This is a genomic window from Methyloceanibacter caenitepidi (assembly GCF_000828475.1).
GTDB lineage: Bacteria > Pseudomonadota > Alphaproteobacteria > Rhizobiales > Methyloligellaceae > Methyloceanibacter > Methyloceanibacter caenitepidi.
Genome location: NZ_AP014648.1, coordinates 2,199,856 through 2,220,914 on the forward strand (window position 1 = coordinate 2,199,856; position 21,059 = coordinate 2,220,914).

Annotated in this window: 22 protein-coding genes; 13 read left to right on the forward strand and 9 right to left on the reverse strand. The window is 63.5% G+C overall.

The features are described from left to right. Positions 1 to 21: 21 nt before the first annotated feature. Positions 22 to 1,587 (reverse strand): anthranilate synthase component I, encoded by a 1,566-nt coding sequence (gene trpE / locus GL4_RS10250; RefSeq protein ID WP_082025609.1) that lies wholly within the window; start codon positions 1,585 to 1,587, stop codon positions 22 to 24. Beyond that, entirely contained in the window at positions 1,584 to 3,485 is a 1,902-nt protein-coding gene (locus GL4_RS10255) for a SurA N-terminal domain-containing protein (RefSeq protein ID WP_082025610.1), read from the reverse strand. Before GL4_RS10255 ends, trpE begins: the two co-directional genes overlap by 4 nt. Before the next feature lie 208 nt (positions 3,486 to 3,693). On the opposite strand from GL4_RS10255, the gene tpiA reads away from it, so the two are divergent. The 6 genes from tpiA (at position 3,694) to kdsA (ending at position 8,623) form a co-directional block, all read left to right on the forward strand. Next, a complete protein-coding gene (gene tpiA / locus GL4_RS10260) occupies positions 3,694 to 4,425 on the forward strand; it encodes a triose-phosphate isomerase (RefSeq protein WP_045369930.1) in 732 nt (243 codons plus the stop codon). A 120-nt stretch (positions 4,426 to 4,545) separates the two neighbouring features. Continuing rightward, a complete protein-coding gene (locus GL4_RS10265) occupies positions 4,546 to 5,112 on the forward strand; it encodes a hypothetical protein (protein WP_156137515.1) in 567 nt (188 codons plus the stop codon). A gap of 43 nt (positions 5,113 to 5,155) precedes the next feature. Beyond that, on the forward strand, positions 5,156 to 5,530 hold the full coding sequence (gene secG / locus GL4_RS10270; protein ID WP_045367206.1) for a preprotein translocase subunit SecG: 375 nt from the start codon (positions 5,156 to 5,158) through the stop codon (positions 5,528 to 5,530). Positions 5,531 to 5,629: 99 nt separating this feature from the next. After that, complete coding sequence (locus GL4_RS10275) at positions 5,630 to 7,258, forward strand: CTP synthase (protein ID WP_045367209.1); 1,629 nt, start codon at positions 5,630 to 5,632, stop codon at positions 7,256 to 7,258. Between the two features lie 15 nt (positions 7,259 to 7,273). Then, positions 7,274 to 7,699, forward strand: a complete 426-nt coding sequence (locus GL4_RS10280) for a GFA family protein (protein ID WP_045367212.1) — start codon at positions 7,274 to 7,276, stop codon at positions 7,697 to 7,699. A 72-nt stretch (positions 7,700 to 7,771) separates the two neighbouring features. Further along, complete coding sequence (kdsA, locus tag GL4_RS10285; RefSeq protein ID WP_045369932.1) at positions 7,772 to 8,623, forward strand: 3-deoxy-8-phosphooctulonate synthase; 852 nt, start codon at positions 7,772 to 7,774, stop codon at positions 8,621 to 8,623. A gap of 24 nt (positions 8,624 to 8,647) precedes the next feature. Here kdsA and GL4_RS10290 read toward each other — a convergent pair whose 3' ends face one another. From GL4_RS10290 to GL4_RS10315, 6 genes are all read right to left on the reverse strand, one after another. Continuing rightward, positions 8,648 to 9,628 carry a DUF1835 domain-containing protein gene (locus tag GL4_RS10290; protein ID WP_045367214.1) on the reverse strand — a complete coding sequence of 327 codons (981 nt, stop codon included), beginning with the start codon at positions 9,626 to 9,628 and terminating at the stop codon, positions 8,648 to 8,650. Between the two features lie 22 nt (positions 9,629 to 9,650). Then, entirely contained in the window at positions 9,651 to 10,133 is a 483-nt protein-coding gene (gene queF / locus GL4_RS10295; RefSeq protein ID WP_045369933.1) for a preQ(1) synthase, read from the reverse strand. 51 nt (positions 10,134 to 10,184) lie between these two features. Continuing rightward, positions 10,185 to 10,565, reverse strand: coding sequence for a 6-pyruvoyl trahydropterin synthase family protein (locus GL4_RS10300; protein WP_045367216.1), 381 nt, complete (start codon positions 10,563 to 10,565; stop codon positions 10,185 to 10,187). Between the two features lie 69 nt (positions 10,566 to 10,634). Continuing rightward, positions 10,635 to 11,270: a 7-carboxy-7-deazaguanine synthase gene (gene queE / locus GL4_RS10305; protein WP_045367218.1), complete on the reverse strand. Its 636-nt coding sequence runs from the start codon at positions 11,268 to 11,270 to the stop codon at positions 10,635 to 10,637. 148 nt (positions 11,271 to 11,418) lie between these two features. Beyond that, the gene (locus GL4_RS16770; protein ID WP_052464362.1) at positions 11,419 to 12,336 is read right to left on the reverse strand and encodes a hypothetical protein; all 918 of its coding nucleotides are present in this window, start codon (positions 12,334 to 12,336) and stop codon (positions 11,419 to 11,421) included. 127 nt (positions 12,337 to 12,463) lie between these two features. Then, positions 12,464 to 13,366 carry an AraC family transcriptional regulator gene (locus tag GL4_RS10315; protein WP_045367220.1) on the reverse strand — a complete coding sequence of 301 codons (903 nt, stop codon included), beginning with the start codon at positions 13,364 to 13,366 and terminating at the stop codon, positions 12,464 to 12,466. A gap of 221 nt (positions 13,367 to 13,587) precedes the next feature. Between GL4_RS10315 and GL4_RS10320 the strand changes: the two genes are divergently transcribed. Beyond that, positions 13,588 to 14,322, forward strand: coding sequence for an SDR family oxidoreductase (locus GL4_RS10320; protein WP_045367223.1), 735 nt, complete (start codon positions 13,588 to 13,590; stop codon positions 14,320 to 14,322). A gap of 17 nt (positions 14,323 to 14,339) precedes the next feature. On the opposite strand, the gene queC is transcribed toward GL4_RS10320, so the two are convergent. Beyond that, the gene (queC, locus tag GL4_RS10325; protein WP_045367226.1) at positions 14,340 to 15,068 is read right to left on the reverse strand and encodes a 7-cyano-7-deazaguanine synthase QueC; all 729 of its coding nucleotides are present in this window, start codon (positions 15,066 to 15,068) and stop codon (positions 14,340 to 14,342) included. A gap of 129 nt (positions 15,069 to 15,197) precedes the next feature. Between queC and eno the strand changes: the two genes are divergently transcribed. From eno to GL4_RS10355, 6 genes are all read left to right on the forward strand, one after another. Then, complete coding sequence (gene eno, locus GL4_RS10330; RefSeq protein WP_045367229.1) at positions 15,198 to 16,472, forward strand: phosphopyruvate hydratase; 1,275 nt, start codon at positions 15,198 to 15,200, stop codon at positions 16,470 to 16,472. Between the two features lie 73 nt (positions 16,473 to 16,545). Continuing rightward, the gene (locus tag GL4_RS10335; protein WP_045367232.1) at positions 16,546 to 16,869 is read left to right on the forward strand and encodes an FtsB family cell division protein; all 324 of its coding nucleotides are present in this window, start codon (positions 16,546 to 16,548) and stop codon (positions 16,867 to 16,869) included. 122 nt (positions 16,870 to 16,991) lie between these two features. Continuing rightward, on the forward strand, positions 16,992 to 18,041 hold the full coding sequence (gene pdhA / locus GL4_RS10340) for a pyruvate dehydrogenase (acetyl-transferring) E1 component subunit alpha (protein WP_425283197.1): 1,050 nt from the start codon (positions 16,992 to 16,994) through the stop codon (positions 18,039 to 18,041). Positions 18,042 to 18,045: 4 nt separating this feature from the next. After that, a complete protein-coding gene (locus tag GL4_RS10345) occupies positions 18,046 to 19,479 on the forward strand; it encodes a pyruvate dehydrogenase complex E1 component subunit beta (protein WP_045367238.1) in 1,434 nt (477 codons plus the stop codon). Then, the gene (locus GL4_RS16775; RefSeq protein ID WP_052464364.1) at positions 19,476 to 19,964 is read left to right on the forward strand and encodes a DUF6980 family protein; all 489 of its coding nucleotides are present in this window, start codon (positions 19,476 to 19,478) and stop codon (positions 19,962 to 19,964) included. The genes GL4_RS10345 and GL4_RS16775 overlap by 4 nt, the downstream gene beginning before the upstream one ends. A gap of 56 nt (positions 19,965 to 20,020) precedes the next feature. Then, positions 20,021 to 21,058 (forward strand): dihydrolipoamide acetyltransferase family protein, encoded by a 1,038-nt coding sequence (locus GL4_RS10355; RefSeq protein WP_342016310.1) that lies wholly within the window; start codon positions 20,021 to 20,023, stop codon positions 21,056 to 21,058. Position 21,059: the final 1 nt, after the last annotated feature.

A 21,059-nucleotide genomic window follows, 5' to 3' on the forward strand; every position in this document is an offset into this window, starting at 1 on the left:
GTCGAAACCTCCTGGACTCTCTTATTGGCCGCGCTTGACCCGGGCGGCAAACCGGACGGCCTCGTCCGCGGCCTTGAACAGAGCACCGGCCTTGTTGACGCATTCGGTCTGCTCGTTCTCCGGAACGGAGTCTGCCACGATACCAGCACCGGCCTGTACATACATGACACCGTCTTTCACGACGGAGGTCCGCAACACGATGCAGCTGTCCATTTCGCCGTCGGCGGAGAAATAACCGACGCAGCCCGCATAGATGCCCCGCGCAGTCTCCTCCAACTCGTCGATGATCTCCATGGCTCGGACTTTCGGCGCACCGGAGACCGTACCGGCGGGGAAGCCCGCCATCAGCGCATCGACGGCATCGTATTTCGGCGAGAGCTTCCCGGCGACGTTCGAGACGATGTGCATGACCTGGCTGTAGTACTCCAGGAAGAAGCTGTCGGTAACCTCAACGCTGCCGACTTCGGCAACGCGGCCGACATCGTTGCGTCCGAGGTCGAGCAGCATGAGATGCTCCGCACATTCCTTCGCATCGGCCAGGAGGTCTTTCGCCAGCGCCTGATCCTCTTCCGGCGTGCTGCCGCGCGGTCGTGTTCCGGCGATGGGACGAATGGTGACGTCGCCCTTCCGTACACGCACTAAAATCTCGGGGCTGGACCCGACCACGGCGAACCCGCCGAAGTTCAGGTAATACAGATAAGGCGACGGGTTCACCCGCCGCAGCGCCCGATAGAGCGAAAACGGCGGCAACTCGAACGGCGCCTCGAAACGCTGGCTAAGGACGACCTGGAAAATATCGCCGGCGGAGATGTACTCCTTCGCCCGCGCGACCTTCGCCATATAGGCATCGGGCGGCGTCAAGGCGCGCGGCGCCGGATGGGGCATGTCGTCGGCAAGTTCGGGCTTGTGGGGCAGGGGCTGATCGAGCCGCTCGAGAATAACGTTCAAACGTTCTCCCGCGCGCGCATAAGCCGCCTTCGCGCTGACGCCCGGCGCAGGCCGGACCGGCGTAACGACGCAAAGCTCGTCCTTCACGCTGTCGAAGATCACGATCAGCGTGGGGCGCACGAGGATGCTGTCAGGCAGGCCGAGATCGTCGGCGGGCCCATCCGGCAGATTCTCGATCAGCCGCACCGTGTTGTAGCCCATGAAGCCGAAGATGCCGGCTGCCATGGGCGGCAGCGCATCGGGCAGGGCGATCTTCGACTCCGCCAACAAAGTCCGGAGGCTCTCGAGCGCCGGCTGCTGGATGGGCGCGAAGGCGTCCGGATCCGATTGCGGGCTCCGATTGACTTCGGCCTTGTTGCCTTGCGCCCGCCAAATCAAGTCCGGCTCGCAGCCGATGATGGAATAGCGGCCGCGATTGGACCCACCCTCGACGGACTCGAAGAGAAAGCTGTTCGGCCGCTCATCGGCGATCTTGAGCATGGCCGAGACCGGCGTTTCCAGATCGGCGACAAGCCGCGTCCACACCACTTGCGGAACGCCCTCTTCGTAAAGGCGCGCAAATGCCGCGTAGTTCGGCTCCATCGGAGCCGAACCGACATCGGGCAGGGGCGGGCTCACCGAAGCTGGCGCCGAACTCATGGCGCCTCGCCGGTACCCGTCAACCGTGCCAGAGCCTGGCGGTTGATCTTCACGCCGTAGGTCTGCTCAAGCTCGCTGAAATATTCCGCGATGATGTCCTCGCTGTAGAGCAGCCCGATCCGTGCGCCGAGCTGCTTAAGCGCACGGGGATCGACCTCGGGTGGCTCGACGATGTCGTCCACCTGGAACACAATACGGCCCTCGTCGACACCGGACGCAGCTGAACCGTAGCCGCCCTTCGGCAGCGTGAAGGCCTGCTGCACGGCGGGCGGAAGGACATTGACCGTGATGTCATCACGCTTCAGCGCCGAAGTCGGCAGCACTTCCTGACCGAGATCGGAGGCGACACCTTCGAGCGTCTTCGAACCGCTATTCAGCTGACTGATCAGCTTGTCCGTGTAGGTCTTGACCTGATTGCGCGTGGCTTCCGCGCGCCAGCCCTTTTCGACTTCGCTGCGAACCTCGTCGAAGGGCTGCAGCGTCTCCGGCGTGATCCCCAAGACCTCGTACCACACCACACCTTCGTCGCGGGCATCGATCGGGTCGTTCTCGATTCCGGCATCGGTCGCGAAGACTCCGTTCAAGAGCTCCTTCTGCGCCGGCGCCTCGAGTTGCGTGCCGTCAGGCTTGGCGCCCGTCCGATCGACCTGGTCTACGACCACGTAGTCAAGCTTGAGCTTGCCCGCCGTCTCCTCGAGCGTTGCGCCGGAGGCCAGTTCGTCCTCGACTTTGTCATGCATGTCGAAGATCGCACCGGAGGCACGCTCCTTGACGAGGTCCTTCTCGATGCCGTCCTTCGCCTCTTCGAAAGTCGGGATCTTGCCCGGGGTGATTTCCGTCACCCGGAGCAGCACCACACCGCCGAGCTTGCCTGTAACAGGCTTGCTGACCTCGTCCTTCTCGAGCTTGAAGGCTTCCTCCGCGACGACGGAATCGGCGAGATCCTTTTTCGCCACGGTTCCGAGGTCGATGTCGGATTCGCTGAGGCCCAGTTCCTTCGCTGCCTCGACGAAGTCCGTTCCGGCCGCGATCTTAGCGGCAACTTTCTCAGCCTCTTCCTTGCTCGGCAGCGCGATCTGCTGCACATGCCGGGTTTCAGCCTTACCGAGCGTGTCCTTCTTGGTTTCGTACATCGCCTTGACGTCGGCCTCGGTGATGTTCAGCTCATCCCGCACAGTCTCCGGCGTGACGGCAATGAGACCGACCTTCCGGTATTCCGGCTTGGTGAAGGCCGCCTTGTGATTGTCGTAGTACGCTTTCAGGTCCTCTTCCGTCGGATCGCCGGGCGCTTCGGCCGCGGACTTCGGAACAAGCACATATTTCAGAATGCGGCGCTCTTCGTTGAAGCGGTTCAACGCATCGATGACGGCTTTGGGGCTGCTCGCGACTTCGCCGACTGTCACCAGCAACTGCCGTCGCAGCGTCTGCTCGCGCAGCGTCTGCAGATAGGCGCCTTCGCTCAGGCCGATATTGCGCAAGGCGGACTGAAAGGCGAGGGGGCTGAAATTGCCTGCCCCATCCTGGAAGGACGGATCCTTCATAATCTGCTCGAGCAGCGCCTCGTCGCTGATGCTGAGGCCGAGATGGCTCGCATGCGTGTCGACAGCCGCGCCACCCACCAGCCGTTCCAGCACGCGCTGATCGAGACCCGCCGCGCGCGCCTCTTGCAAACTGAGGGCACGGCCCGCGTCTTGGCTCATGGTGCGCAAGACGTCCTGCTGAGCGCGCTGATAGTCCTGAGGTGAGATCTCGGTATCGCCAACCTCGATAAGAGTCTGCTGGCCATAACCGGTGAAGATATCGGCGATACCCCAGATGGCGAAGCTCACCACCAACAGGGCTACGAGAATCAAACCGAACGTTCGTGCTGCGCCTTTGCGCAAAGTAGCGAGTGCCACGCCTCGAAAACCTTCTTATTCATGAATTGCCAAATGCGCATCAGCGTCCGATGGTATGGCCGCTTGGCGCGGCGCGCATCATAGGTAGACAGCGCGGGTGCGGCAACACGCACGAGCAAAGGAAAATCGCGCTATTTCGATAAGGTAACTGCGCGAGTTGGGGGGAAGAGTGACTGCAATCAGGCCGCTTGTCGCCGGCAATTGGAAGATGAACGGGCTGAGCGGCTCGCTGTCCGAGCTTGCGGCGCTACGGAAACGCGTCGACGCGGCGCCCGTTCCGCAAGCCGACGCCATGATGTGCCCGCCGGCGACACTCCTCACCGGGGCCCGGGATGTGCTGGAAGGCTCCTCGATCCTGCTCGGTGCGCAAGACTGCCATTCGCTGCCCTCCGGTGCCCACACAGGCGATATTTCGGCTGAAATGCTGGCCGACGCCGGGGCGACGGCCGTGATCGTCGGTCACTCCGAGCGCCGGATCGATCACGGCGAAACGGACGCGCTGGTTCACGCCAAGGCGCTCGCCGCCTACCGGGCCGGGTTGACCGCCATCATCTGCGTTGGTGAGACCGAGGCCCAGTACCGGGACGGAAAGACGCTCGATGTTCTGCGCAGCCAGCTCGAAGGCTCGGTGCCGGAAGGGGCGCGCGCCGTGAATACGGTCGTGGCCTACGAGCCCGTTTGGGCCATCGGCACCGGGCTGACGCCCACGCCGCCCGAGGTGGCACAGGTCCACGGCCTCATTCGCTCCGTTCTGGGCCAGAGGCTGGGCGATTCGGAAGCGGGCGCCACGAGGATTCTGTATGGCGGGTCCGTGAAACCCGCCAATGCTGCCGAGCTCCTATTCGTCCCCGACGTGAACGGCGCCCTGGTTGGCGGGGCCAGCCTGAAGGCTGACGATTTTTACGAGATTCTCGCGGTTTACGCGGGATTACCAGGCTGATCAGTCCCCGGAAAAGCTTGGGTCGGCGCTTGCAAATCGGCTAGGGTTCTGCATTCTGCCAAGATGGAGACGGCAGGGGGCCAAGATTTGCTTGGGAAGCCGATGACGAAGCTGCATCCAATGGCAGTCGTACTGCTCGTTGCCGGCTTCGTTGCGCCGTACGGCACCGCACACGCCGAGATGCTGGAACCAGAAGAGTGCGAGGCGCTCAAATCTCAGCACAAGTCACTCCTGACAGCGACGGTCCAGTCCGCCCTGACAAGGGGACCCGACTGGGTCAAGGAGAACCTCCACGACCAGGAAAAGATCGAGCAGGTCCGCGAGTATCTGTCCGTTGAGGAAAAGCTCGCTTTCCGCTGCCGCACGGACGGCGTCCGGATTCCAAAGCCCATGCCGCCGCCGCTCCCCGACCGCAAACCTGACGTTCCGACCTTCGTCGTGGCCGGCGTCGACGCCACATCGCTCATGCCGCTGCGCAACCCCTCGAGAGAGGTAAGCGACGCCATCGCGTCAGTCCTTAGCGAAGGAGAGGGAGAGGGCGACATCGACGAAGGTGTGGATGAGGCGTCCAGGGAGGCCGCGCCCACAAATAGCGGCATTGCCAACACCGCCGGCGGCGTCGATGCCGCCGGGGCGGCCCTCGCAAAAGACGAGGCGGCCATAAGGCAGGGGCTAGCCAAGCCCTAGCGGATTCGGATAAGACAGCGCCTTCGAATAACAAGGCGACACTATGAGCACCGTACTTCTTCTGATCCATGTGATGATCGCGATGGCCCTCGTGGGCGTCATCCTGCTGCAACGCTCCGAGGGCGGTGCGCTGGGAATTGGCGGCGGCGGTGGCGGCGGTGGCGCAGGATTCATGACCGGCCGCAGCGCCGGCGATGCTCTCACGCGGGCCACAGCCATCTTGGCGGCCTGTTTTTTCGCCACGAGCCTGACTTTGTCGATCCTGGCGAGCCACAACTCGGCCTCCGGTCCCTCGATCGTACCGACGAGTGGCGGCGAGGGCGGTCTGGCACCGCTTGCGGTCCCCGGCGAGAGCGAACCGGCTGCGCCCGCCGCACCGGTGGCACCCTCTGGCCCGCAGGTTCCGCAATCGAACTGATTGCTGCCCAAGTTTCTCACAGGAAATACTGCGCCATGAGGTCACTCACGCCAGGTTTGGGCTGCGCATGAGCAAAGACTCGGTGTAGTGTCGAGGCCCATGGCGCGGTACGTTTTCATTACCGGCGGCGTGGTTTCCTCACTCGGCAAGGGGCTCGCTTCGGCAGCGCTAGGAGCGCTTTTACAGGCGCGCGGCTATCGCGTGCGCCTCTGCAAGCTCGACCCCTATTTGAACGTCGATCCAGGGACCATGAGCCCCTATCAGCACGGCGAAGTTTTCGTCACCGATGACGGTGCGGAGACGGACCTGGATCTCGGCCATTACGAGCGCTTCACCGGCCGGCCGGCGCGGCAAGCCGACAACATCACCACCGGGCGCATCTACCAGGAAATCATCGCCAAGGAACGCCGGGGCGATTATTTGGGCGCCACCGTCCAGGTCATTCCGCACGTCACCGACGCCATTAAGAACTTCGTCGTAACGGGCAACGAGGACGTGGATTTCGTCCTCTGCGAGATTGGTGGCACGGTGGGCGATATTGAGGGCCTGCCGTTCTTCGAAGCCATTCGCCAGCTCGGCAACGAGTTGCCGCGCGGGACCAGCGCCTTCGTCCATCTCACGCTCCTACCCTTCATTCCGAGCGCCGGAGAGCTCAAGACCAAGCCCACGCAGCACTCCGTCAAGGAACTGCGCTCCATCGGTATCCAGCCGGACATCCTGCTTTGCCGCGCCGACCGCCCCTTGCCACCGGAAGAGCGGCGCAAGATCGCGCTGTTCTGTAACGTTCGCCCGGAAGCCGTGGTCCAGGCCCTGGACGTTTCGAGCATCTACGACGTGCCGCTGGCCTATCACTACGAAGGCTTGGACAGCGAACTCTTGGCCGCCTTCGGCATCGCCGACGCACCGGCGCCGAACCTGTCCATGTGGACCGACATCTCCTCGACCATCGCCGAGCCCGACGGCGAGGTGACGATCGCGATCGTCGGCAAATACACGGGGCTCAAGGATGCCTACAAGTCTCTTAGCGAGGCGCTAACCCATGGCGGCATCGCCAACAAGGTGAAGGTCAATCTCGACTGGATCGAGTCGGAGATATTCGAGAGCCAGGACACGGCAGCGTATCTCGAGAACGTCAACGGCATTCTCGTGCCGGGCGGATTCGGCGAACGCGGCGCCGAAGGCAAAATCCTGGCGGCACGCTACGCACGGCAGCGAAAGTTTCCGTATTTCGGAATCTGTTTCGGCATGCAGATGGCCGTGCTCGAAGTTGCCCGCCATCTAGCAGGGATCGAGACTGCCAGCTCGACCGAGTTCGGACCGACCGACGAACCGCTGATCGGCCTCATGACGGAGTGGATGAAGGGCGACGAGCTGGAGCGCCGCGAACAGAATGGCGATCTCGGCGGTACGATGCGGCTGGGCGCCTATGACGCCACGCTCGCGGCCGGCAGCAAGGTCGCCGGCATTTACGGGACGACAGAAATCTCCGAACGCCACCGCCACCGTTACGAAGTGAATATGCGCTACCGCGAGCAGCTCGAGAATGCGGGCCTGCGTTTCTCCGGTCTTTCACCGGACGGCCTCTTGCCGGAAATCGTCGAGATCCCCGACCATCCCTGGTTTATCGGCGTCCAGTTCCACCCGGAACTGAAGTCGCGGCCGTTCGATCCGCATCCGCTCTTCAAGTCGTTCATTGCGGCCGCCGTCGAACAGAGCCGGCTGGTCTAACCGACGGAGGGTCGCGTGGCGGAAAAGCATCTCAAAGGCTCCTGCGCCTGCGGCCAGGTTCAGGTGGAGACAAGAGGCGAGCCCTACCGGGTCGGCGTGTGTCACTGCCTTACATGCCGCAAAGCCCATGGCGCGCCGTTCAACTTCTACGCCGTGTTTCCGCCCGAAGCGGTCACCGTGTCGGGGGAGGTGATCACCTTTGCGAGCACTGAAAAGGTCCGCCGCTATTCCTGCAAGAATTGCGGCGCACCGATCTACTCGACCTATTTCCGCAAGGACGAGTTCTACGTGCACCCTGGCTCGTTCGACGAGATCGGGGCTTTCACGCCCACCTACGAACTCTGGACCAAACGCCGGGAGTCCTGGCTCCCGGCCTTTCCGACCTGTGTAAGCCAGTACCCCGAAAGCCGGCAACAGTGGACGCGGCGCGAGCCGGAATAGCGCGCTCAGGCGTCTCACCAAACACCTTCCAGCAGTTGACGCGCGGGTCTATCAGAGCCCATGAAAGGCCGCATGAACGAAGCATTGAAACCTACGCCCGCAGACGCCGTCACCGTTGGCAACGTCACCTTCGGCAACGCACTCCCGCTCGCACTCATGGCGGGCCCCTGTGCGCTCGAGAGCCGGGCGCACGCGCTCGAGACCGCCACGGCGCTCAAGGAAATCGCGGACCGGCTCGAAATTGGGCTCGTCTACAAGTCGTCCTTCGACAAGGCGAACCGGACAAGCCTATCCAGCGCCCGAGGGCTCGGCCTAGAGGAAGCGCTTCCCATCTTCGCGGAGGTCCGCGAGACGACAGGGCTGCCGGTCGTGACGGATGTGCATGAGCCCGACCAATGTGCCGCCGCGGCCGAAGCCGTGGATGTACTTCAGATCCCGGCGTTTCTCTGCCGCCAAACGGATCTTCTGATCGCCGCGGCGAAGACCGGCAAGGCGGTCAACGTCAAGAAGGGGCAGTTCCTCGCGCCCTGGGACATGCGCCACGTGGTGGCCAAGGTCGTCGGCGCCGGCAACCCCAACGTTCTCGTCACCGAGCGCGGCGTCTCGTTCGGCTACAACACGCTTGTGTCCGACATGCGTGCGCTGCCCATCCTTGCGGAGACCGGCGCACCGGTCATTTTCGATGCGACCCATTCGGTGCAGCAGCCGGGCGGGCAAGGCGGCACCAGCGGCGGGGAGCGGCGCTTCGTCCCCGTTTTAGCGCGCGCGGCCGTGGCCGTCGGCGTTGCCGGTGTTTTCATCGAGACCCATCAGGATCCCGACGCAGCGCCTTCGGACGGTCCCAACATGGTGCCGCTGCGCGAACTCGAGGGGCTGCTGGAAGAGCTCTTGTCCTTCGACCGCCTGGCGAAGGCGCGGCGCTAAAGCATTGGAGCACCGTGCGCAAGCCTAGAGCGGCGCGATCAGGTGTTCGGTTTCCGGGTCCCAGCGCCAAAGTCTTGCATTGGTGAGATGCGTGCCACCCCACCAACGGTCGATCGGTTGGTGCTCGGCCCAATCGGCCCGCCCTTCGACCACGTCCTTGCCGAGGGTGGTGAGGGCCGGCTGGCTCTTCACATAGGCTTCCATGCGCGCTTTGTCCTCGGCCTGGAACGGCGCACCGTCCAGCCCCGCGATCAGCGGCGCGGCGCCGAGCGCGAGCCCATCGAGCAGACGCCAGAAACTCCAGTCGCCCATGAACTCGGCGTCTTCCATCTTCTGCACCGCGCCGAACAAGGCGACTGAGGTGAGGGCGGACCCGGCGTTCAAACAGGCAAGAACCAGCCGCTCCGTCCGCGTCACGCCATCCGGCCCCGGAAGTTCCTCCAGCATGCGTGCGACGCCACCCCGGAGAAACGGCAACGCCGAGAGGTCCTCCCTCAAAAGATGCGCCCAGGCTTCCGGCGTTGGTTGGCGAAAGGCCGCCCATGCCCTGACCGCCAGATCGAGCTGCGCGTCCGTTACGGGCCGCGCCAGAGCGGCTTCCTCGACGATCGCGTCCGGCTCTTGGCGCGTAATGTAGTCGTCTGTCTGCACCAAGAGCAGCGTCTCGGCTTCCCGCGGATGATCGGCGAACCAATCGAGCACCTGCAGGAGCTGAAGCTGATCGTAAAGATCATGCTCGAACCAGAGAATAACCCTATCGAAATTGGCGCTGATGCTCAGCCCCCGATAGCGCGCCTCGAAGTCGTTTTCGAGAACGCTTGGGTCCGCGGCCCCAGCGTCCGCCAGAAACGCGACCCGCGCGGCGCTCAGCTCCTCCCGCGTTTCCGTGAGGGGTACGGGCCCTTCATGGAGCACGTCGCGCCACGGCAGGACCTCCGTGCCCTGCAGGGTCCGCCGCAACAATTCGCCGGCGGAATCGCCGTTGGTGATGATGAGATCGACCATGAGTTCGGAGCCTTCGGTGCGATTAGCCGCGTCCGCGATAGGGCGCGACGCCCTGGTCGGGAATCCAAATGCCCTCAGGCGGGGTCCCGTATTGCCAGAATACGTCGATGGGGATGCCGCCCCGCGGGAACCAGTAACCACCGATCCGCAGCCAAGACGGCTCGAGCAGGTCGGCAATGGCCTTGCCGATCCTCAGCGTGCTGTCTTCGTGGAAGGCGGCCGTGTTGCGGAAACTGCCAAGGTAGAGCTTGAACGATTTCGATTCGACCAGCCAGGCGCCGGGCGCGTAGTCCAGGACAAAATGGGCGAAATCAGGTTGGCCGGTGACGGGACACAGGCACGTAAACTCCGGCGCGGTGAACCGCGCCACGTAAGGCGTGTCCGGATGAGGGTTCGGGACCCGCTCCAGGATTGCGTCATCGGGTGACGCTGGCAGCGGCGCAGCCTTGCCGAGCTGCAGCAGGCCTTCGGCCTTACCGGACGCCTTCTTCACGGCCTCGGCCATTTTATTAGCCGGGCTCTTTGCGACCTTCTTGGAGGGGCGCTTGGCCATCCGCTACTCGGCTGCCAGCCGCATGGGCGGCCCGTGATAAACGCAGCCCTCGTGGCAGGAGTCGCGCGCCACGACGACCTCCACAAGCCCCGGAAGGCGGTTGTGCAGCCGGTCCCAGAGCCACATAGCGATCCGCTCCAAAGTCGGCGCGGCCAAGCCCTCGATCTCGTTCAGCATACGATGATCGAGCGCATCCTTCGCATCCTGGACCGCCGCTTCCAGCTCACCGAAATGAATGATGATGCCGGTCTCTTCGTCGGGCTGACCGTCCACGGTGATGCGCGCACGGAAAGAGTGCCCATGCACCCGGGCATTGGGATGGCCGGGTGGGGCCGACGGCAGGAAATGCGCCGCCTCGAAGAAGAACTCTTTATAAATTCGCATTCGCGCTGTTTAGGGGATTTTTGCGCGGTCGACCAGAGGCCGTACGCCACAGCGTCAACACACGCCGCCCTAGGGCAATCCTAGGATTTTATGGGTTTGTAGGCTCAAACGCCAATGTGGATGTCTGAGGCAGTAGTCGACCGCGGCTTCCAGATTCGACGCCCCGCCCGACTGGTCGTCGAGAGGCTGCAACAGGAAATGCGTGAAGGAGAGACCAAGCATGTCCTCCGGCTTTATCTCCGGCTGCGGATAGACAAGCTTTAACTCATCGCCCGATCGCTGCCGGATCGGAGCCCCTGCCTTCGGGCTGACGCAGATCCAATCGATATCGTCCAGGACGGGAAGGGTCCCGTTCGTCTCGATGGCGGTCTCGAAACCGGCTTCGTGGAATGCGTCGATCAAGGGCACATCGACCTGCAGCATCGGCTCGCCGCCGGTCAGGACCACAAACTCGGGGGCCCCTGAGTTGCCTTTCCAGGCTGCCCGGCACGCTTGGACCAGGTCCTCCGCCGTTTCGAACCGGCCGCCGCCGGGCCCGTCGGTCCCAACGAATTCGGTATCGCAGAAACGGCAAACGGCGTCTTCGCGGTCTTTTTCACGCCCGGACCAAAGATTGCAGCCGGCAAAACGGCAGAAAACGGCCGGTCTACCGGCCTGCACGCCTTCGCCCTGCAGCGTGTAGAAGATTTCCTTGACCGCATACATGGGCGGGTAAGTGGGCGCAAATCGCCGTCGAGACAAGCCCCATGTACAACGGGCCATTGAAAATCGCCCAGGCACTAATCTTGCGCTGCTTGCCAACGGCCTGGTTGAGCGCAAATGCCTGGGCGATTGTTTGCCTAATAGCGAAGACCTACTCGGCCTTCGTTTCTCCGGTCGGCGGCGAGTACTTGCCAGGAATGACCTTCTCGGGCGGGTTGGTGCCAGGAGGATTGATCGACCGGATGAAGGAGACGATCTGCCAGAGGTGGTCGGACGTCTTGATGACGTGACCCATTTCCGGCATCGGCGCCTTCACCGTTCCATACTGGTAACGGGTCCATCCACGCTTCTGCAGTTCTGCGGATCCAAGTGCGATCAGGCGGAACAGCACGTCGTCGGTGTTGCCCCAGAACCAGACGCCTTGGCTGAGGGCAGGGCAGAAACCGCCGCCACCGCCACCGCCGTGGCACTCGTTGCAGCCCGGCAGGCGGAACTGCTTCACGAGATAGTCCGGATTGTCCTTGTGCTCCTCGGCGAGCTCTTTCCAATCATATGGGTTGTGAAGCTCGCCCGGCGGCGTCTTGTCGATGAGTTCAAAGGGGGGCGTCGTGTCGCCCTTCTTGCAGCACTTGTCCTCTTCGGCGACTTCCTCGGCGGCTTCCGACTGTGCAGCCTCTTCCTCGTCGGCGATCGGCTGCTCCGTCACGGCTTGCTCCGCAGCATCCTGAGCCGCTTCTTCGGCAGCATCGACTGGATCGGTTGGTGGTTGTTCTGCCGGTTCCGATGCGGCGTCGCCGTCGGCCTCGCCAGCGTCGGCCTGGGCTACGCGCATGGACTGATCCGCCATTGCGGCGGCGGGCTCCGCTTTGGCCGCGCTCGGAGGTACGTCGTCCCCGGCGCCATCGGCCGGTGCTGATGCTTCGGAGCGTTCGACCTGCTCAGCCACGGCTGCAAAAGCCATGTTGTCCTTGAACGGCTCGCTGGTCACGAGAGCCGCCCCTACGATAAACGCACCGGCCAAGAACAGGCCAAGCGCGCTCACCCATCTCGGGCGTTTGGGCTGGTTCATATTTTTCCTCTGATTACCTAGAAATTCTCACGCACCAGGACGGTGCGCGGTCCCCAACCTATAGCACAGGATTTCCATAGACGAGGGGACAGCGACGGTCCCCGTTCGCCGGCGCCGCGGCGAGGAATCAGGCCGAAACGAACCCGCCTGGGACCTCTTTCAGGCGGGCGATATCGCGCTGCGGGGGCAGGCCGAACAGGCGGCGATACTCACGGCTGAACTGCGAGGGGCTCGAATAACCGACGCTATGGCTCGCGGCCGCGGCATCGCACAGGCCTTGGAGCATCAGCCGCCGCGCTTCCTGGAGCCGCATCTGCTTCTGATATTGCAGCGGGCTCATGGCTGTCACGGCCTTGAAGTGACTGTGGAGAGCCGACGCGCTCATCCGGGCCAAGCCAGCCAAATCCTCTACCCGGAACGGCTCGCGATAATTGCGCTTGATGTAATCGATTGCGCGGCCGACCTGCTGCAGCCGGGTGTCGCCCAGCGCAATCTCACGAAGCTTCGCCGCCTGATCGCCTTGCAGCAACCGGAATAGCAACTCGCGTTCGAACAGCGGCGCCAAGATCGGAATGTCTGGAGGTGTTTCGAGCAGGCGAAGGAGGCGGACTGCCGCATCCGTCAACTCAGGTGTGACCTTGCTGAGACCAAGCGCCGGGGCAGGCTCCCCACTGTCCGGACCGGGACGCGTATCGAGCAGCAGCATGCCGAGCGTCGCAATGTCCAGATCGAACTTGACGCAAAGATAGGGTTCCGCGTCGGACGCTTCGGTGATCTGGCCGACCACGGGGACACCGACCGAAATCACGAGATACTTGTTTTGGTCGTAGACATAGACGGCGTCGCCCAGAATGGCCTGCTTGCTTCCCTGAGCAATGATGCAGACCGCAGGCTCGTAGACCGCATGCAAGGGCAACGTGGGACGCGAGCACCGGATTAGGGACAGCCGGGGGACGGCCGTTTCGTGGATACCGTCCGTCTTGGCGAATCGGTCAATGAGGCTGGCGAGTTGCGACGGGTGCGCGCTCATGAGAACTCTCTCGGAAGGCCTTTGTTGCCAGGTAAATCTGGACCAATTGATGCGCCGGGAGTAGGGCGCGCGCAAGAATGCCGCAGCCGAAAGAACCGAATTTTGGAGAATTAGGCAATACTGCGAGAGCTTTGGTCTACCGCAGATCGGGGTCCGGACACCACGTTTCGCCTCAGACGAGGCGGATCTCTGCCGCCGCAAGAGGAAAGGAACCTGAGACCATGTCGAACATCGAAGGAAAAGTCGTCGCCATCACCGGTGCGAGCAGCGGGATCGGCGAATCCGCGGCCAGACATCTGGCCAAGAAGGGCGCGCGCGTCGTCCTGGGCGCACGGCGCACTGACAAGCTCGAGAAGATTGTCAAAGAAATCCGCGCAGAGGGCGGCACGGCGGAGTTCCGGCCGCTCGACGTGACCAGCCGCGAGAGCGTCGATGACTTCGTGCAATTCGCCGAAAAGACGTTCGGCAAGCTGGACGTCGTCGTCAACAACGCCGGGCTCATGCCTCTGTCGCCCCTGGAGGCACTCAAAGTGGACGAATGGGACCGGATGGTCGACGTCAATATCAAGGGCGTGCTCTACGGCATCGCCGCAGGTCTGCCGATCATGAAGCGCCAAGGCCACGGACAATTCATCAACATCTCGTCCGTCGCGGGCCACAAGGTCTTCCCTTCTGGCGCCGTCTATTGCGGGACGAAGTTTGCCGTGAATGCCATTTCCGAAGGTTTGCGCGCGGAGAACGCAGACATCCGCGTGACCGTGGTCTCACCCGGCGCGACGGAGTCCGAGCTTGCGGACACCATTACCCATGGTGAGACGAGAGCAATGATCGACCAGCTCCGCGAGCTTGCCATTCCGGCTCAGGCGATCGCGGATGCGATCGGCTTTGCCATCGAGCAACCTGACAACGTCGACGTGAACGAAATCATCGTTCGCCCCACGGCGCAGCCGCTCTAGCCGGACTCTCGGCAGCCCTATCCGGCCTGCGCCATCTCGCGCCATTCACGGTAGCCCTTGGCGCGCAGATCGCAGGCCGGGCATGTCCCGCAGCCAAAGCCCCAATCGTGCTTCGTGGCGCGGTCGCCCTTGTAGCAGGTGTGGGTCTCCTCCCGGATGAGATCGACAAACGCGCTACCGCCGAGCGTGTCCGCAAGCGCCCAGGTCTCAGCCTTCGACAGCCACATCAGCGGTGTTTCGATGGAAAAGGGGATCTCCGTGCCCAAGCGGATCGCCGTCTGAAGGGCCTTCAGTGTTTCGTCCCGGCAATCCGGATAGCCGGAATAGTCCGTTTCGCACATGCCGCCGACCAGCACATTCAGACCCCGACGATAGCCGAGTGCCGCCGCGTAGATGAAGAACACAAGGTTTCGCCCCGGAACGAAGGTCGACGGCAGGCCGGACTCCGTCATGACGATCTCGGCGCCGGACGTCAGCGCCGTATCGCCGATGGCGCCAAAGCTGGAGATATCGATCATGTGATCCGGGCCGAGCCGCGCACCCCAGTCGGGAAAGCCCTCGGCGATGGCCGCGCGCACGCGGCTTCGGCACTCGAGTTCCACCCCGTGGCGCTGGCCGTAGTTGAAGCCGACCGTCTCGACGCGGGCGTAGCGGTCCAGAGCTTGACCCAGACAGGTCGTGGAATCCTGTCCGCCGGAGAACAGGACCAGCGCGCCGGCCGGTTCGTCTGCGGGGGGTGATGCCATGGACAATTGTCTCCCAGTTAAGCCCGAGCCGTGCGGACGTCCCTCCGGGACATATACGCCTTCCCGTTCTCGTCCGCCTAGGCTATGACGGCCTCAAAACATCACAGAGTTACTTGGGGGGACACCCACATGGCAGCCATCGCCACTATCGTCGGCAGGGAAATCCTTGATAGCCGCGGCAACCCGACCGTTGAGGTCGATGTTGTTCTGGAGGACGGTCATCACGGCCGGGCCGCCGTGCCGTCCGGCGCATCGACCGGCGCCCACGAAGCCCATGAGCTGCGCGACGGCGGGTCCCGCTATGGCGGCAAGGGCGTCCTGAAGGCCGTCGAGGCGGTCAACGGCGAAATCCGTAAGGCGCTGGACGGCTTCGACGCGGAAGACCAGCGCGGTCTCGATCAGCTCTTGCGCGACCTCGACGGGACCGAGAACAAGAGCCGGCTCGGCGCCAATGCCATTCTCGGCGTTTCCCTGGCGGCCGCGAAGGCCGCGGCGAACGCCAACGACAAGCCGCTCTACGCCTTCTTGGGCGGGGAAGACGCGACGCTTCTGCCCGTGCCGATGATGAACATCGTCAATGGCGGCATGCACGCGGACAATCCCATCGACTTTCAGGAATTCATGATCGTCCCCGTCGGCGCGCCCAGCATCGCCGAGTCCGTCCGCATGGGTGCCGAGGTGTTCCACACGCTGAAGAAGGGCCTTCACGACGCGGGCTTCGGCACCGCCGTGGGCGACGAGGGCGGCTTCGCGCCCAATATCGAATCCACGCGCGCCGCGCTCGACTTCGTCATGAAGGCGATCGAAACCGCCGGCTACCATCCGGGCAAGGACATGTACCTCGCCCTCGATGTGGCGGCGACCGAGTTCTTCAAGGACGGGCAATACGTGCTGGCGGGCGAGAACCGCACGCTCTCGTCCGGGGAGATGGCGGCCTATCTCGCCGACCTTGTCTCCAACTATCCGATCTTCTCCATCGAGGACGGCATGTCGGAGGACGATTGGGACGGCTGGCGCACGCTGACCGAAGCGATTGGCGACCGCGTCCAACTCGTGGGCGACGATCTATTCGTGACGAACGTGACGCGCCTCAAAGAGGGGATCGACAAACACATCGCCAACGCCATCCTCATCAAGGTCAACCAGATCGGCACGCTGTCCGAGACGCTGGACGCAGTGAATATGGCGCACGATGCGAACTACAATGCCGTCATGTCGCACCGGTCCGGCGAAACCGAGGACGCGACGATCGCCGATCTCGCCGTCGCCACCAATTGCGGGCAAATCAAGACGGGGTCGCTCGCCCGTTCCGACCGGGTCGCCAAGTACAACCAGCTCATCCGCATCGAGGAAGAACTCGGCCCCAAGGCACGTTATGCCGGGACCTCGATCCTGAAAGCGTGAAATCCTCCGCGGCGGTAACCGCGTCTTAACGGCCGCGCAACGATCTTTGTGATTCGCTGCGTGGGGAGGAACGATGCGGTTCAGGGCGTTCATATTCCCGCTTCTGGCTTTGGGGGCGGGCGGCTATTTCGGCTACCATCTGCAAAATGGCGATCATGGGCTGGCGGCGAAGACCGACCTGCAGCGCCGTGCTGCCGTCTTGGAAGGAGAGCTCGAAGGGCTGCGCGAGGTCCGGCTGCGGATCGAGCGGGACGTAGCACTTTTGGAGCCCGACAGTCTCGATCCCGACATGCTGGATGAGCGGGCGCGGGCCATTCTGAACCTGGCCCACCCGAGCGACCTCGTCATGATGAACCGGCGGCCGCCCGATCCCACGGGCCCGCTGATCAAGCGCTGAAATCCCCGCTGCGCCGGGCTTTATGCGGCAGTCCGTGTCTTTGGGCTGACTTTCGAGTCGTGCTAACTTCGACGGCGAACACCGTGTGAGTCGCAAGGAGGCCCGGATTGACCAGCCCAAGCCTGACGCCTGGAGCGGCCAATTTCTGGATGGACCAGAAGCCCTCCGAGAGCTCTGACGAGCCCACACCTCCGGCCGGACCCGGTCTCACCTCCGAAGAGTACATCAGCGCCTACCGCAAGATGCTTCTCGTCCGCCGGTTCGAAGAGAAGGCCGGGCAGCTCTACGGCATGGGCTATATCGGCGGCTTTTGTCATCTCTATATCGGCCAGGAAGCCGTGGTCACCGGCATGATGATGGCCAAGCGCGACGGCGACCAGGTCATCACGTCCTATCGCGACCACGGCCACATGCTGGCCACCGGCATGGACCCCAAAGGCGTCATGGCCGAACTCACGGGACGTCGGAGCGGCTACTCCAAAGGCAAGGGCGGCTCGATGCACATGTTCTCCGTGGAGAAGGGCTTCTACGGCGGACACGGCATCGTCGGCACGCCGGCGCCGCTCGGCTCGGGTATCGCCTTCGCCAACAAATATCGCCGCAACGACAATGTGTGCCTGACCTTTTTCGGCGAGGGCGCCGCCAACCAGGGCCAGGTCTACGAGAGCTTCAACATGGCCTCGTTGTGGAAGCTCCCTGTGCTCTACATCATCGAGAACAACCATTACGCCATGGGCACCTCCGTCGAGCGCGCCTCGGCCCAAGCCAAGGAGCTTCACCATCGCGGGCTCGCGTTCGGCATTCCGGGGCGCGAGGTCGACGGCATGGACGTGGCGGCGGTAAAGGCCGCCGGCGAAGAAGCGCTTGCCCATGTTCGCGGCGGCAACGGGCCGATGATCTTGGAAATGCTGACCTATCGCTATCGCGGCCACTCCATGTCGGATCCCGCGAAATACCGGACCCGCGAAGAGGTCCAGGACATGCGCCAGCACCACGATCCGATCGAGCTCGTCCACAAGCGCCTGACCGAACTCGGGCGCCCCGAAGACGAGATGAAGGCGATCGACAAGGAGATTCGAGCGATCGTCAACGAGGCCGCGCAATTCGCTCAGGACGAGCCGGAACCGGATCCAGACGAGCTTTGGACCGACGTCGTGGCGACGAAAGGCTGAGACGATGCCCACCGACATTCTCATGCCAGCGCTGTCGCCCACGATGGAGGAGGGCACGCTCGCCAAATGGCACGTCAAGGAAGGCGACGCCGTCCAGACCGGCGACGTGATCGCCGAAATCGAAACCGACAAGGCGACGATGGAGGTCGAAGCCATCGAGGACGGCGTCATTCAATCGATACTCGTGGCCGAAGGCACCGAGCATGTGCCCGTCAACCGGCCCATTGCCGTGCTGCAATTGGAAGACGACGAAGCCCCGGCGGAGGGCGGGCCGGCCGCCGCAGCACCGCCGCCCGCGCCCGAGCCGGAACAGCCCGCGCCCCCTGCGCAGGAGCCGCCGCCGGACTTTGGCGAAACCGAGCCGGAGGTGGAGACCGCTCCTGCAGGCCCGCAAGCGGCTCCGTCCGAGCCCGCGCCCGAGCCCGACGTCCCACCCGGTACCGAGACCGTCGACATGACCGTGCGCGAAGCCTTGCGCGACGCCATGGCCGAGGAGATGCGCCGCGACGCCGACGTTTTCGTCATGGGCGAGGAGGTGGCCGAGTACCAAGGCGCCTACAAGGTCACCCAGGGGCTGCTGCAAGAGTTCGGCGACCGCCGCGTCATCGATACGCCCATCACGGAGTACGGCTTCGCGGGCATCGGTGTCGGCGCGGCCTTCGCGGGGCTCCGCCCGATCGTCGAGTTCATGACCTGGAACTTCGCGCTGCAGGCCATAGACCACATCATCAACTCCGCCGCCAAGACGCTCTATATGTCGGGCGGACAGATGCATTGTCCCATCGTTTTCCGCGGACCGAACGGGGCGGCTGCACGCGTCGCGGCGCAGCACAGCCAGGACTTCTCCGCCATCTATGCTCAGGTGCCGGGATTGAAAGTCATCGCGCCTTACAGCGCTGCCGATGCGAAGGGTCTGTTGAAAGCGGCGATCCGGGAGAACACGCCCGTCATTTTCCTGGAGAACGAAATTCTCTACGGTCAAAGCTTCCCGGTTCCCAAACTCGACGACTTCGTTTTGCCCATCGGGAAAGCCCGTATCGCGCGGCCCGGACGCGACGTGACGCTCGTCTCCTATTCACGCGGCCTGGCTTACACCATCGACGCGGCCGAACGCTTGGCGGAGGAGGGGATCGACGCGGAAGTCATCGACCTGCGCACCTTGCGGCCGCTCGATATCGACACCGTGCTGGCCTCGGTGCGGAAGACCAATCGCATCGTGACCATCGAGGAAGGTTGGCCCATCTGTTCCGTCGGCACCGAGATTTGCGCGCAGGTGACATCAGGGGCCTTCGACTATCTGGATGCGCCGCCCCTCAAGGTCACGGGGGCGGACGTCCCCATGCCCTACGCCGCCAATCTCGAGAAGCTCGCGCTGCCCTCCGTGAACCTTGTCGTCAGCGCAGCCAAATCTGTTTGCTACCGGGAGGATGCCGCATGACGGACTTCTGGCTTACCGATGAGGAAATGGACAAGGAGATCGAGGCCAACCGCGCGGCGTGCGAGCGTTTCGACAATTTCGATCCGGATGAGGACGGCTGGAGCGAGATCTGGGACGGCCTGTTTGCGATCCTCACCGAGCACATGGACGAGGTCCGCGAAGTGTTCGACCTGGACCCCCGGAAGTCGGTCCTGTTCGCGAAACATCCGGATCTTCTTTGGGCCGCCTGCGATCCCCAACAGCCCGTGATCTACTCGCCTGTGTTCCGCGAGTTCGGCATGCCCGTCTTCGACGGCGGACCGGCCATGACCACGCTGCGCTACGATCCGTGGACGGGCAAGGAACTTCCGACTTCCGTGCGCAACGCCTTTTTCGAAGAGGCGGAGAGGATCCTAGGTCACGACGTCGGCGTGCTCGACGAGGAACTCGATACGCTGCCTGACGCTTATCAGAGTGAGGCTTGGTGGATCGAGAAGGGACTTTGACCATGAATGTCCCCGTGGGTCACAATGGTCCGCATGAAAGCTCTGCGGAGCATGTGATGGACCGGATTGCGGAGCAAATCCTGGGAAGCGCGCAAGACGGAAACGGTGGCACCACACGGTTGTTTGCGTCTCCTCTGGCGCGGCGCATCGCCCGCGATCGCGGCATCGACCTTGCGTCGCTGAAGGGCTCAGGCCCCCATGGCCGTATCGTGCTCGCCGACGTGGAACGCGCGGAAAGTCAGCCCCGGCCAGCGGCGCCCGAACCGTCCGCCGCACAGAAAGAAGCACCCGTCCACGGCGAGCTCATGCAAGCGCCGTCATCTTCGACGGCATCTGTCCCCGGCATGGCTCAACCCATGCCGGACAAGCAGATCCTCGCGCTGTACGAGGCAGGACGCTACGAGGTCGTGCCACACGACACGATGCGCCGCTTCATCGCCGACCGTCTGACCCTCGCAAAGCAGACGATCCCGCATTTCTACCTCAACATAGAATGCGAGTTGGACGCGCTTCTCGCCGCCCGCGAGAGGCTGAACGGCATGGCGCCCCAAGAGGGTCCGCGCGCCTTCAAGCTCTCGGTGAACGACTTCATCATCAAGGCCATGGCCATGGCGCTGCAGACCGTGCCGGCGGCCAACGCGACCTGGACGGAACAGGGCATCCTGCGCCATCGCCCGTCGGACATCGCCGTGGCGGTGGCTCTCGAAGGCGGCGGTCTTTACACGCCGGTGATCCGCGACACCGAGCTCAAGAGCCTGTCGGAGATCTCCAACGAGATGCGCGACCTCGCGTCCCGCGCCCGCTCCAAACGCCTCGCGCCGCACGAATATCAGGGCGGCGCGACGTCTATCTCCAATCTCGGCATGTACGGCATCGACAGCTTCGACGCGGTCATCAACCCGCCGCACAGTTCGATCCTCGCCGTGGGGCGCGCGGAGAAGAAGCCCATCGTCAAGGACGACGCCATCAAGATCGCTACGATGATGGGCGTCACGCTCTCTTGCGATCATCGGGTCATTGACGGTGCGCTCGGAGCGGAGTTGCTTGCCGCCTTCAAGGCCTATCTCGAAGACCCCGTGACGATGCTGGTCTAGC

Coding starts and splice junctions, on each gene's coding strand:
- tpiA (WP_045369930.1), top strand. CDS start 3,694: ATGAACGGGCTGAGCGGCTCGCTGTCCGAGCTTGCGGCGCTACGGAAA.
- kdsA (WP_045369932.1), top strand. CDS start 7,772: ATGAACGAAGCATTGAAACCTACGCCCGCAGACGCCGTCACCGTTGGC.
- eno (WP_045367229.1), top strand. CDS start 15,198: ATGGCAGCCATCGCCACTATCGTCGGCAGGGAAATCCTTGATAGCCGC.
- GL4_RS10355 (WP_342016310.1), top strand. CDS start 20,021: ATGGACCGGATTGCGGAGCAAATCCTGGGAAGCGCGCAAGACGGAAAC.
- GL4_RS10265 (WP_156137515.1), top strand. CDS start 4,546: ATGGCAGTCGTACTGCTCGTTGCCGGCTTCGTTGCGCCGTACGGCACC.
- secG (WP_045367206.1), top strand. CDS start 5,156: ATGAGCACCGTACTTCTTCTGATCCATGTGATGATCGCGATGGCCCTC.
- GL4_RS10320 (WP_045367223.1), top strand. CDS start 13,588: ATGTCGAACATCGAAGGAAAAGTCGTCGCCATCACCGGTGCGAGCAGC.
- GL4_RS10345 (WP_045367238.1), top strand. CDS start 18,046: ATGCCCACCGACATTCTCATGCCAGCGCTGTCGCCCACGATGGAGGAG.
- GL4_RS16770 (WP_052464362.1), bottom strand. CDS start 12,336: ATGAACCAGCCCAAACGCCCGAGATGGGTGAGCGCGCTTGGCCTGTTC.
- queF (WP_045369933.1), bottom strand. CDS start 10,133: ATGGCCGAGGCCGTGAAGAAGGCGTCCGGTAAGGCCGAAGGCCTGCTG.
- GL4_RS10275 (WP_045367209.1), top strand. CDS start 5,630: ATGGCGCGGTACGTTTTCATTACCGGCGGCGTGGTTTCCTCACTCGGC.
- GL4_RS10290 (WP_045367214.1), bottom strand. CDS start 9,628: ATGGTCGATCTCATCATCACCAACGGCGATTCCGCCGGCGAATTGTTG.
- GL4_RS10335 (WP_045367232.1), top strand. CDS start 16,546: ATGCGGTTCAGGGCGTTCATATTCCCGCTTCTGGCTTTGGGGGCGGGC.
- GL4_RS10300 (WP_045367216.1), bottom strand. CDS start 10,565: ATGCGAATTTATAAAGAGTTCTTCTTCGAGGCGGCGCATTTCCTGCCG.
- GL4_RS16775 (WP_052464364.1), top strand. CDS start 19,476: ATGACGGACTTCTGGCTTACCGATGAGGAAATGGACAAGGAGATCGAG.
- GL4_RS10315 (WP_045367220.1), bottom strand. CDS start 13,366: ATGAGCGCGCACCCGTCGCAACTCGCCAGCCTCATTGACCGATTCGCC.
- queE (WP_045367218.1), bottom strand. CDS start 11,270: ATGTATGCGGTCAAGGAAATCTTCTACACGCTGCAGGGCGAAGGCGTG.
- trpE (WP_082025609.1), bottom strand. CDS start 1,587: ATGAGTTCGGCGCCAGCTTCGGTGAGCCCGCCCCTGCCCGATGTCGGT.
- queC (WP_045367226.1), bottom strand. CDS start 15,068: ATGGCATCACCCCCCGCAGACGAACCGGCCGGCGCGCTGGTCCTGTTC.